An 11,748-nucleotide genomic window follows, 5' to 3' on the forward strand; every position below is an offset into this window, starting at 1 on the left:
CCGGCTCATGCCAACGGCTTTTTTTTTATCGGCTGGTTTCGTTATTTTCAATAGCTTTTAGCTTTTGGAAATAGGGTAATGAATTGCTAATCTAAATATTCAGCCTTGAACGATTGGTAAATTTTCTGTTAAGGTAAAAAAGTGAATAAATAGCTAGAAGATTGAAATGAATGAAAAATCTACCCAAGCCAAGCTGACGGTTAAGAATCTTTATAAAATTTTCGGGCCCCACCCCAAGACGGCGCTGAAGCTGCACGGGAAGGGTTTGTCGAAAGAGGAAATCTTTGCCGAAACCGGCAGTACGGTTGCGGTAGCCGATGTGAATCTGGAGATTTACGAAGGTGAAATTTTTGTCATCATGGGTTTGTCCGGCTCGGGTAAATCGACTTTGGTGCGTTTGTTTAACCGTTTGATTGAGCCGAGCAGCGGTCAGGTGTTGATTGATGGTGAAGATGTGGTGGCTATGGATGATGCGCGTTTGCGGCAGGTGCGCCGTGAGAAGATCAGCATGGTTTTTCAGTCGTTTGCGTTGATGCCGCATCTTAACAACCGTCAGAACGTGGCCTTCGGGCTGGAGCTGGCCGGCGTGCCGGAAGCGGAGCGAAACGAGCGTGCGCAAGCAGCTTTGGATCAGGTGGGCTTGGGCGCTTACGGCGACAGTTATCCTGATGAATTGTCGGGCGGGATGCGGCAGCGGGTCGGTTTGGCGCGCGCTTTGGCGAACAATCCGGCCATCTTGCTGATGGACGAGGCTTTTTCTGCGCTCGATCCGTTAATCCGTACTGAAATGCAAGATGAATTAATTCATTTGCAGGCGCATGATAAACGCACCATTGTGTTCATTTCGCATGATTTGGATGAGGCGATGCGCATCGGTAACCGGATTGCGATTATGCAGGGCGGCGTAGTGGTGCAGGTGGGTACGCCGGATGAGATTCTGCGTCAGCCGGCCAATGATTATGTGCGTTCGTTCTTTAAGGAAGTGAATGTTTCGCAGGTGTATACCGCGGGCGACTTGGCGCGACGCACACAGCTGACTTTCCCTCATCGCGCCGGTCAGGACAATATGCGCAGCTTTTTGAAGCGGATGCGCGACAACGATCGGGATTACGGTTTTCTGCTGGATGATGAAAAACGTTTTGTCGGTGTGGTTTCCGTTGATTCGATTAAAGAGGTGCTGAATCAGCATCAGCCGTTGGAAAAAGCCGTGCTGCCCGATTTAGGTGCCGTGCCGGCTGATATGCCGATACGCGATATGCTGAATACGGCTGCTCAATTTCCTTGCCCCGTCCCTGTTGTGGATGCCAATGGCCGCCACGTCGGCTCAGTAAGTAAAGTGGCTTTGCTGGAAACGCTCAGCCCGCCCGAACCGTAGGGTCTTCAGACAGGCATGGCCTATTTGGCCGCCTAGCGCCTGCAATAATAATCTATCTGCCCGCACACCACGATACCAAAAATACCAAAAGAAAGGACAGTTTATGTCAAGCGATAACCCTTGGGGAACCGCTCAGACGGCCTCTGAAGGTGCGGCCTCTGCCGCGGCTTCCACTCCTGCTGCCGATACGGCTTCCGTGCTTTCCGCCGGCCATTCGGCCGAACAACCTTTTTCACTATTAAAACCGTTTGACCATGCGCGACTGCCGTTGGATAAATGGGTGGAGCAGTCGATTGAATGGGTGGTGCAGCATTTTCGCGGGTTTTTCACTGCGGTGAAAGCGCCCATCGATTGGACGCTCACGTCTATCGAGAGCATCTTGCAATCGGTGCCGCCTTTGCTGCTGATTGCTATTATGGCTCTGCTGGCGTGGCAGCTTTCCGGTAAGAAGCTGGCGTTGGGTACGCTGGTGGGTTTGCTGCTCATCGGTTTTATCGGCGCTTGGCCGGAAACGGTAACCACGTTGTCGCTGGTATTGACCGCCGTATTGTTCTGTATGCTCATCGGCATTCCTACCGGCATTGTGATGGCGCGCAGTGAAAGAGTCGGCAGGATATTACGCCCGTTGCTGGACGCGATGCAGACAACGCCTGCCTTCGTTTATCTGGTGCCGATTGTGATGTTGTTTGGCATCGGTAATGTACCGGGCGTGGTGGTGACCATTATTTTCGCCGTGCCGCCGGTTATCCGGCTGACCAATTTGGGTATCCGCCAAGTGCCGGAAGATTTAATCGAGGCGGCGCATTCGTTTGGTGCCGATACCAAACAAATGCTGCTCAAGGTGCAGCTGCCGCTGGCGCTGCCCACCATTATGGCGGGCGTGAACCAGACGCTGATGTTAAGCCTTTCCATGGTGGTTATCGCTTCGATGATTTCTGTAGGCGGGTTAGGGCTGATGGTGTTGCGCGGCATCGGCCGGCTGGATATCGGCTTGGCATCGGTGGGCGGCTTGGGCATTGTGATTATGGCCATCGTGCTCGACCGCATGACCCAATCGCTCGGCCGCAGCAACCGCAGTCGTGCCGACCGCTGGTATCTTACCGGCCCGGTTGGCCTGGTTATGCGCCCATTTCTTAAAAGAAAAACCGCCTGATTTTTCAGACAGGCATGGTTGAACAATCCGTTTTCCAAAGGAGTATGCAATGAACAAACCTTTAAATCTGACACTTGCCACTTTAATGGCTTTGGGCCTCGCCGCCTGCGGCCAGCAACAACAGCAACAGCAAAACGCAGGCAGCGCGGCATCTGCCGGCGCCACAACAGGTGCTTCCGATAATCAGAGCCAGCCCGGAAAAGGCGTGAGCGTGCAGGCGCTGCAAAGCTCGCTTTCTGAGGAGACTTTCCAAACTCTGGTTGTCAACAGTTTGCTGAAAGAATTGGGGTATGAAGTTAAGCCGCCTAAAGAGGTGGACTACAGCGCCGCGTATACCGCCGTTGCCAGCGGCGATGCCACTTTCCTTGCGGTCAACTGGGATCCGCTGCATAACGAAATGTATAAAAATGCCGGCGGCGATAACAAATTTTACCGTCAAGGCAACTACATTACCGGTGCCGCCCAAGGTTATCTGATTGATAAGAAAACCGCCGATCAATATAAAATTACCAATATCGAGCAATTTAAAGATCCGAAGATTGCCAAACTGTTCGATACCGACGGCGACGGCAAGGCCGACCTGACCGGCTGCCAGGCCGGCTGGGGTTGCGAAGCGGCTATCGAATACCAGCTTGATGCCTACAAACTGCGCGACCATATCACGCATAAACAAGGCCAGTATGCCGCGATTATTTCCGATACGATTACCCGCTATAAAGAAGGCAAGCCCGTGTTCTATTACACTTGGACGCCATATTGGGTATCCGGCAAACTGGTGCCCGGAAAAGATGTGGTTTGGTTGCAAGTACCTTTCAGCGCCAATCCTGAAAAACAGGATACGACCGCGCCCGATGGTAAAAACTACGGCTTTGCCATCAACAACGAGCGCATCGTAGCCAATAAGGCTTTTGCCGAAGCCAACCCTGCCGCGGCCAAACTGTTTGCCGTAGCCCAAGTGCCGGTGGCAGACGTTAATGCCGAGAATACCTTAATCAGCGACGGCGAAAACAAACCAGATCAAATCCAGCAACATGCCGACAACTGGATTAAAGCCAATCGGGCCACCGTAGACAAATGGCTCGCCGAAGCACGCGCCGCCGTGAAATAAAGCACGCCGCTATTGCAAAGCCTGTCTGAATTATTTTCAGACAGGCTTTAGTTGCAATAAGCAATGTTATAATCCCCGCCGAAGCCGCCAGACAAAGGGCAATCATGTACGACCACATCACGTTTCACCTTAACGAAGACTATCCCGATAATTTGCCCGAACCTTATGCGGCGCACCATATCGGCTATTACTATGCCTGGGCTGTTTCCCAAAATCTGCACAGTGAATCCGCCGCCGCATTGCCCGGTTTTGACGAGTTGCGAAGCGGTGCGGTGTCCGGCGCCGAATTTGTATTGGCACAATTGGGCGGCGGCATCGATGAAACCTGTTTCAACGAACTGGGCAACCGATTCACTCGCTTTTATTATGTCGACGAAGAAGAGGGCTACGGTCTTTTTATGGAAGATTATTTCACCGCACTGGGTATTGAAAACGAAAGCGGCTTTTACCATATTGAAAACAGCCCCGAAATCCAAAGTCGCCTGAATCCTGTTTTTCAGACAGGCTTTGAGCGTTGGAAAAACAGTTTGAAATAGAAAGCCTGTCTGAAAATGAAACAAACCATTGCCCTCAGCGCCAACCAGTTTACCCACGGCGGCGGTATCGAAAGCTACACCTTCGATTTGGTTCGCCAGCTGGCCGACGAGCCGCAAACCGTTGTTAAAGTATACGCAACCAAATTCGACACAACTCTACCGGAATACAGTTTGATTAAGCCCGAGCTTATCAACCAAAAGCGCATTCCGAAAAAGCTGAGGCCGTTTTTTTTCGCCCCGCAGCTAAAACGGCGGCGCGGCGCAAACGAGCGCCTGATTGCCTGCAATCCGGCCGACGATGCCGACGTATTTATCTGCGGCGGCAACCATCTGGGCTATTTGCGTGCGATGGGGCTGCGGGCCAATTTTATCGACAAACTCGCCGTGCGGCGCAACCGTAGCAACTATGCCAGCGCCAAAACCATCATGGCGCATTCCGGCATGATGCAACGCGAACTGGTTGATTTATACGGCGTACCGCCGGAAAAAATCCGCACCGTACATCCTCCCGCCGATACCGAGCGTTTCTATCCGAACCCCGAAGAAATCGAAGCCACCCGCATCCGCCTAGGTTGGCGGGACGACGAAACCATTTTTCTGTTTCCTTCAACCGGACACAAGCGTAAAGGCCTTGACTTACTGGCCGCGTTTTTCGAGCAAACCGGCCTGCCGGTTAGATTGGCGGTTGCCGGCTCGCCGTTGCCACGGCCGATGCGCAACGTTCAGGCGCTGGGTTTTTGTAAAAACATGCCCGAGCTTTACCGCGCCGCCGATTACACCATCATGGCCTCTTTGTTCGAACCGTTTGGTTTGGTCGGCGTAGAATCCGTATTGTGCGGCACGCGCGTTTTATTGGCCGACAATATGGGTTGCTGCGAAGTGATGAACGAGCAGGCGGGTTTTTTCTTTCCGCGTGAAAACGCTTCGCTGCTGGCCGCCGCAGTGGCCAAAGCGGTTGCCCTGAAGCAATCCGGCGAGCATAAAATCATCGAACCGATGCAGGCCTTAACGTATAATCCGACACTCGAGCACCACATCAACCAGCTGTTCGAGATGCTGGATATTTGAAACCGATAAGCCCGAAAAGAGAAGCCGATGACTTTCAGCCAAGAAGCATGGCAGCGTAATCTGGCCTTGTATCAAGCCACCTTGAATCTGCCGTTTAACCAAGAGCTGGCACGAGGTATTCTGAACAGGGAAGCCTTTTGCCATTATGTGATTCAAGACGCGCATTATCTTGAAGCCTACGGCCGTGCGTTGGCCGTATGCGGTGCCAAAGCTTTTGATGCCGAGGGCATTTTACAGTTTGCCGCTGCCGCGCAGGAAGCGATTGTAGTGGAGCGCAGCCTGCACAACGGTTTTATGCAAAAATTCGGCATTTCCACCGAGCAATTCGCGCAAACGCCGCTTACCGCCGCCTGCCACCATTACACATCTTATTTGATTTCGGTGGCGTGGTCGGAAAGTTATCCGGTGGTATTGGCCGTTCTGTTGCCTTGCTTCTGGATTTATGCCGAAGTAGGTAAAAATATTGTCAGCCGGTCTGCTCCAGACAACCCTTATCAGGCTTGGATTGATACTTATGCCGGCGAAGAATTTCACGAGTCGGTGCGCCGAGTGATTGCCACGGTTGACCACACGGCAGCAGGTTGCAGCGCAGATACGTTACAAAAAATGCATCATGCCTACACAACCGCCGCCAAGCTGGAATGGCTGTTTTGGGATAGTGCTTACCGTCGACAGACATGGCCGGGGTTGGAAAAGTATCAGCCCGAATCGTAGTGAACCCGCCGGCGTATGGCTGCCGTGATACGGATGAAGGTTTTAGCGACTAGAAATGTAAGCAGCGCCGTATTGTCTGTTTTCAGACAGGCATGGCGTATTGAAAGCGAAGATTTATGAAACTGATTATTCTTGACCGTGACGGCGTTATCAACCAAGACCGCGACGATTTTGTGAAATCGGCAGATGAATGGGTGCCGATAGAAGGCAGCATGGATGCGATTGCGTTTCTCTCTGAGGCGGGTTACACCGTTGCCGTGGCAACCAACCAATCCGGCATCGGCCGCAAATATTTTACCGTGCAGGAATTAACCGAAATGCACAATAAAATGCACCGGCTGGTGCAGCAGGCCGGCGGCCAGATTGACGGCATTTGGTTTTGCCCGCATACGGCGGTCGACGAATGCGACTGCCGCAAGCCGAAGCCCGGCATGGTTTACGATATTATCGACCGTTTCAGCGCCAAAGCCGAAGAAACCTATATGGTAGGCGACAGCTTGCGCGATTTGCAGGCCATTGATGCTGCGGGCGGCAAGCCGGTGCTGGTGTTGACCGGAAAAGGCAAAAAAACGCTTGCCACGGAAGGCGACAATCTGCCCGAGCAAACCCAAATATTTGACGATTTGATGGCGTTTTCACAATACATGATGCAGTTGGAATCTGAAAAAGCGTAAAGGAATATGATGCTGCTTATCCGCAACCTGATTTATTGGCTGGTTCTGTCTGTTAGTGCCATTATTCTTTTCATATTGGTGCTTCCGGCTGCTTTGATTCCGCGCGGCGCTAACATAATCGGTAAAACGTGGGCTTTGATTTTGCTGTGGTCGTTGAAAAACATCGTTGGCCTGAAGTATGAAGTAACAGGGCGGGAAAACATTTCAGACAGGCCTTCCATTATTTGCTGTAAACACCAAAGCGGCTGGGAAACGCTGGCCTTGCAGGAAGTTTTTCCGCTGCAGGTTTACGTGGCGAAAAAAGAGCTGTTCAGAATACCGTTTTTCGGCTGGGGGCTGAAAATCGCCAAAACCATCGGCATCGATCGCAAATCGGGCAGTAAAGCCGTGGCCGATATGATGCGGCAGGGGCGGGCGCGAAAGGCCGAAGGTTTCTGGATTGCCATTTTCCCAGAAGGCACGCGCATCCGGCCGGGCGAGCGCGGCAAATACAAACAAGGTGCTGCAAGAATGGCCAAAATGTTGGAAATGGATATCGTGCCGGTTGCCGTAAACAGCGGCGAATATTGGCCGCGCAATTCGTTTTTAAAATATCCGGGCACCATCAAAATGGTTATCGGCAAGCCGATTTCTTATGAGGAAGGCTCGGTGGAAGAATTGATTACTGAGTGCGAAAGCTGGATTGAAAGCCAGATGCAGGTTATCTCGGGCCAAGGGCCGTTTGCTGCGAAAGCGGTAAAACAGGCGGATTAGGCGGAAGTTGAGAAATCCGTTTTTGACTGTTAAGCGGCCATTGTTGGCCGAGTGTGTTATCGTGATTTACAGCTATTGAATCGAACCTGTTATCGGGTATTTGAATGCCTGTCTGAAAAAATGTTTCAGACAGGCATTTTCTATTTTCGGCTAGCGCTTGCCGTTGCTCAAGCAGCCGTCATGTTTCCACCCAGCGCGGTTGATAAGCGGTTTGATAGTTTTTTCAACCCGGCCACCAATTGCCTGCATGTGGCTTCGTTGGCTTCCTGCTGAATCAAACTGGCCGCAATGCCGAAGCGGGCTTGCCGTGTATGGTCGGTAACCGCTACACCGAAGCAATGCATGCCGAGCCTTAACTGACCGTTATCAACCGCATAGCCTTGCCGGCGGATTTGCGCCAGTTCGCGTGCCAACTCGCTATGGTTGCGGACGCTGTTGGCCGTGTAAGGCGGCGGGAAACGAGTAATCAAGCTGGCCAATTCTTCATCGCTCAAATAACTGAGCATGATTTTGCCGGTGGCAGTCAATACGGCGGGCAGCTGCATGCCCATGCGAAATTCAAAACCGAGCGGCGATTTGCTGTTGCGGCAGGCCAGATAAATCACTTGGTCGTTGCTTAGGGTCGAAAGGGTCAGCGTATAGGGCTCCAGTTCGGAGATATGCTGGATGGCTTGATAGAACTCTGCAATCACGTCTTGCTGCTCAAGAAAGCCGTTGGCCCAATACATCAAACGGGCGCCCAAAGCGAAGTGCCGCTCGTCGGTTTTTCTGATTAAACCGGCGGCGGCAAGATGGTTGAGCAGGCCGTGAGCCGTGCTGCGCGGCAAGTCCAGTGTTTTGGTAATTTCGGCGCCGGTCAGGGGCTGCTGGGCTTGTGTTAATAAATCGAGAATGCGGATGGTGCGTTCTAATGCGGGAATCGACATGGTTGTTTTCATGATAAATGATTGACAAGCCTAAAATAGGCATTTTATTATTTGTTCAGTATATTGGATTTTTGTTCAATATACTGAACATAATAACTTTTAGCAAGTACGGGCAGCCAACCCGATTTTTCGCAAAGGAGAGTAACATGGATAACTTGATTGCCAGAATGCGCGACGCAATTCCCGGCGGTGCGTCGGTTATGTGCGGCTGGTTTGCGCAACAAGCGCAAAACGCTACGATTAAAACAACCGACGGTCGGGAATTTATCGATTTTGCAGGCGGTATCGGCGTATTGAATACCGGGCACCGCCACCCGAAAGTGGTGGCCGCGGTGCAGAAGCAGCTTGACGCGTTCACGCATACGGCGTTTCAGATTGTGCCTTATGAGAGCTATGTGGTTTTGGCAGAGCGTATCAATCGGTTGGTTCCGATAGCGGGCAAAGTGAAAAGCCAATTTTTCTGCAGTGGTGCGGAAGCGGTGGAAAATGCAGTTAAAATCGCCCGCGCTTATACCAAGCGCAACGGAATTATCGCATTCGGCGGAGCCTTTCACGGCCGCACGCTGATGACCTTGGCGCTAACAGGCAAGGTGTTGCCTTATCAGGCGGATTTCGGTGCGATGCCGGCGGGCGTGTACCATGCGCTTTATCCGGTGGCGACACAAAATATCAGCGTGGCCGATGCGGTGAAAAGCATCAAGCGCATTTTCAAAAGCGATATTGCGCCGCACGATGTGGCGGCGATTATTCTTGAGCCGGTGCAAGGAGAGGGCGGTTTTAATGTTTGCCCGCCGGAATTTATGCGTGCGGTGCGTGAAATATGCGATGAACACGGCATTCTTTTGATTGCCGACGAAGTGCAATCCGGTTTTGGCCGTACCGGCAAATTGTTTGCGATGGAACATTACGATGTGAGGCCCGATTTGATGACGATGGCGAAAAGCATCGCAGGCGGTTTTGTGTTGAGCGGTGTGGCGGGGCGTGCGGAGATAATGGATGCGCCGCGCCGTGGCGGGTTGGGTGGCACTTATGCCGGCAATCCTTTGAGCGTGGCGGCGGCATTGGCGGTGTTGGATGTGATGGAAGAGGAAAATCTGTGCCAGCGTTCCGAGCAATTGGGGCGGCGTTTGCAAGATTTTTTGCGGTCGTTGAGTGCGCCGGAGATAACGGAAATTCGCGGCTTGGGCTCGATGGTGGCGGTGGAATTCGGCGATGATGACAATCCGAATGCGGCTTTTGCCGCCAAAGTGCAGAAAATCGCCATGGAAAACCAGCTGTTGTTGCTGACTTGCGGCGCACACGGAAATGTCATCCGCTTTCTGTATCCGCTAACGATTGAAGACGCTGATTTTGAACGCGCCATGGCCGTGCTGAAACTGGCAATCGAACAGGCGCGGGTTTAATTTTATTGACTGAAAAACGGGCGGCATTTGCCGCCTTAGGGGAATGTGTTATGAAATCAATCGAATCTTTATTGCAACATCCTGATGTGCGGTTTGCACCGTTTGAGGGTGGTTTGGCGGTTAATAATCCGGCCAGCGGCGAGACAATTGCTTATGTGCAAACCACATCGGCGGATGAGCTGGCCGCGATTATCGGCAAAGCGCAGGCAGCCCAGCAGGCTTGGGCGGCCAAAACTGCGCTGGAGCGTGCGGATATTTTGTGGTGTTGGTATCGGCTTTTGAAAGAGCATAAGGAAAATCTCGCCCGCATTATGACGATGGAGCAGGGCAAGTGCCTGTCTGAATCGCGCGGTGAAATCGATTATGCTGCCAGCTTCGTACGTTGGTTTGCCGAAGAGGCGCGCCGTATTGACGGGGATATTCTGACCAGTGTGAAGCCGTCGCAGAAGCTGCTGGTGATTAAGCAGCCGGTCGGTGTTACTGCCGCCATTACGCCGTGGAATTTTCCTGCCGCGATGATTACGCGCAAGGCGGCACCTGCGCTGGCGGCAGGCTGTGCTATGATTGTGAAGCCGGCCAGCCAGACGCCTTTGAGCGCTTATGCACAAGCGGTGCTGGCGTATGAGGCGGGCGTGCCGCAGGATTTGTTTGTGATTGTGAACGGGAAGGCTTCGGCCATCAGCGAGGCGTTTACCACCAATCCGATTGTGCGGAAAATCAGCTTTACCGGTTCTACCGAGGTGGGGGTTCAGATTTTCCGTAATAGTGCCGACCATATTAAAAAGCTCAGTTTGGAATTGGGCGGCAATGCGCCGTTTATCGTGTTTGACGATGCGGATTTGGAAAAGGCGGCCGAAGGCTTGCTGCAAAGCAAATTCCGCAACAGCGGGCAAACTTGCGTTTGCACCAACCGCGTTTATGTTCAGACAGGCATTTATGATGCGTTTTGCCGCTTGGTGGCGGAGAAAGTGCGCGGCTTGAAACTGGGTAACGGTTTGGAGGAAGGCGTACAGCAGGGCCCGCTGATTGATGAGAAGGCGGTGGCTAAAGTGGAGGAGCATATCGCCGATGCTTTGGGCAAAGGTGCTCAGTGTTTGGTTGGTGGAAAACGCAGCGGTTTGGGCGGAACATTTTTCGAGCCGACGGTGCTGGCTGGTGTGACCGAGCAAATGCTGGTGGCTGAAGAGGAAACGTTTGGCCCGCTTTGCCCGATGTTCCGTTTCGACAGCGAGGAAGCGGCTATTGAGCAGGCCAATAATACCGGTTTTGGCTTGGCCGCTTATGTGTTTACCCGTGATACCGGCCGCCAATGGCGTATCGGCGAGGCGCTGGAATACGGTATGGTGGGCGTCAATACGGGGCTGATTAGCAATGAGGTGGCGCCGTTTGGTGGGGTGAAGCTGAGCGGGCTTGGCCGGGAAGGCAGCAAATATGGGATAGACGAATATTTGGAATTGAAATATCTGTGTCTGGATGTGGGTTGATGAGTTTAATGCCTGTCTGAAAAATATTTTCAGACAGGCATTAAAGCTATTGGAGGGCATACAGTGCTGCCCGAAATATAAAGCCGGCAAACGGCTGCATTACAAAGGAGAGAGAAGATGTCGGATGTTTTGAAAGCGGAGAAAATTACTTTTACGGAAGGCGTTGCTATGATTATCGGCACCAATATCGGTGCGGGTATTTTGTCGATTTCTTATGCTTCGCGTAAAGCGGGTTATATGCCGCTGTTGTTTTGGCTGGTGGTGGTTGGCGTGGTTACGACGATTACGATGCTTTATGTGGCGGAGGCAACGTTGCGTACCAGCCGGCATGAGCAGCTAAGCGGTTTGGCCAAGCGCTATGTCGGCGGTTTCGGCTCTTGGCTGATGTTTGCTTCGGTGGCGGTCAACGCACTGGGCGCTTTGATTGCTTATATGAGCGGCAGCGGTGATTTGATGCAGTCGCTGTTCGGCATCGACAAGCACTTGGGCAGCATTTTGTTTTTGGGGCTGTCCTAGATAACTAGTACAAATCATGCTTTACTAATTGTTTTAAA

At 52.3% G+C, this 11,748-nt stretch carries 12 protein-coding genes; 11 read left to right on the forward strand and 1 reads right to left on the reverse strand.

Annotated features, from left to right (window positions below):
• The first annotated feature begins 166 nt into the window (after positions 1–166).
• From proV to Q4A84_RS09930, 8 genes are all read left to right on the forward strand, one after another.
• Positions 167–1,375: a glycine betaine/L-proline ABC transporter ATP-binding protein ProV gene (gene proV / locus Q4A84_RS09895; RefSeq protein WP_303088769.1), complete on the forward strand. Its 1,209-nt coding sequence runs from the start codon at positions 167–169 to the stop codon at positions 1,373–1,375.
• Between the two features lie 103 nt (positions 1,376–1,478).
• Positions 1,479–2,528 (forward strand): glycine betaine/L-proline ABC transporter permease ProW, encoded by a 1,050-nt coding sequence (gene proW / locus Q4A84_RS09900; RefSeq protein ID WP_303088770.1) that lies wholly within the window; start codon positions 1,479–1,481, stop codon positions 2,526–2,528.
• A 49-nt stretch (positions 2,529–2,577) separates the two neighbouring features.
• Positions 2,578–3,636, forward strand: a complete 1,059-nt coding sequence (gene proX, locus Q4A84_RS09905; protein WP_303088771.1) for a glycine betaine/L-proline ABC transporter substrate-binding protein ProX — start codon at positions 2,578–2,580, stop codon at positions 3,634–3,636.
• A 104-nt stretch (positions 3,637–3,740) separates the two neighbouring features.
• Positions 3,741–4,172, forward strand: coding sequence for a hypothetical protein (locus Q4A84_RS09910; protein WP_303088772.1), 432 nt, complete (start codon positions 3,741–3,743; stop codon positions 4,170–4,172).
• Positions 4,173–4,187: 15 nt separating this feature from the next.
• Entirely contained in the window at positions 4,188–5,240 is a 1,053-nt protein-coding gene (locus Q4A84_RS09915) for a glycosyltransferase family 4 protein (protein ID WP_303088773.1), read from the forward strand.
• A 27-nt stretch (positions 5,241–5,267) separates the two neighbouring features.
• Entirely contained in the window at positions 5,268–5,954 is a 687-nt protein-coding gene (gene tenA / locus Q4A84_RS09920) for a thiaminase II (protein WP_303088774.1), read from the forward strand.
• A 116-nt stretch (positions 5,955–6,070) separates the two neighbouring features.
• On the forward strand, positions 6,071–6,628 hold the full coding sequence (gmhB, locus tag Q4A84_RS09925; protein WP_303088775.1) for a D-glycero-beta-D-manno-heptose 1,7-bisphosphate 7-phosphatase: 558 nt from the start codon (positions 6,071–6,073) through the stop codon (positions 6,626–6,628).
• A 9-nt stretch (positions 6,629–6,637) separates the two neighbouring features.
• Positions 6,638–7,381 carry a 1-acyl-sn-glycerol-3-phosphate acyltransferase gene (locus Q4A84_RS09930; protein WP_303088781.1) on the forward strand — a complete coding sequence of 248 codons (744 nt, stop codon included), beginning with the start codon at positions 6,638–6,640 and terminating at the stop codon, positions 7,379–7,381.
• Positions 7,382–7,548: 167 nt separating this feature from the next.
• Here Q4A84_RS09930 and Q4A84_RS09935 read toward each other — a convergent pair whose 3' ends face one another.
• Entirely contained in the window at positions 7,549–8,319 is a 771-nt protein-coding gene (locus tag Q4A84_RS09935; RefSeq protein ID WP_303088776.1) for an IclR family transcriptional regulator, read from the reverse strand.
• Positions 8,320–8,453: 134 nt separating this feature from the next.
• On the opposite strand from Q4A84_RS09935, the gene gabT reads away from it, so the two are divergent.
• The 3 genes from gabT (at position 8,454) to Q4A84_RS09950 (ending at position 11,710) form a co-directional block, all read left to right on the forward strand.
• On the forward strand, positions 8,454–9,710 hold the full coding sequence (gabT, locus tag Q4A84_RS09940; RefSeq protein WP_303088777.1) for a 4-aminobutyrate--2-oxoglutarate transaminase: 1,257 nt from the start codon (positions 8,454–8,456) through the stop codon (positions 9,708–9,710).
• A gap of 50 nt (positions 9,711–9,760) precedes the next feature.
• A complete protein-coding gene (locus tag Q4A84_RS09945; protein WP_303088778.1) occupies positions 9,761–11,194 on the forward strand; it encodes an NAD-dependent succinate-semialdehyde dehydrogenase in 1,434 nt (477 codons plus the stop codon).
• A gap of 117 nt (positions 11,195–11,311) precedes the next feature.
• Positions 11,312–11,710, forward strand: coding sequence for an aromatic amino acid transport family protein (locus Q4A84_RS09950; protein ID WP_303088779.1), 399 nt, complete (start codon positions 11,312–11,314; stop codon positions 11,708–11,710).
• The last annotated feature ends 38 nt before the right edge of the window (positions 11,711–11,748 follow it).

The organism is Neisseria sp. (assembly GCF_030527965.1).
Classification (GTDB): Bacteria; Pseudomonadota; Gammaproteobacteria; order Burkholderiales; family Neisseriaceae; genus Neisseria.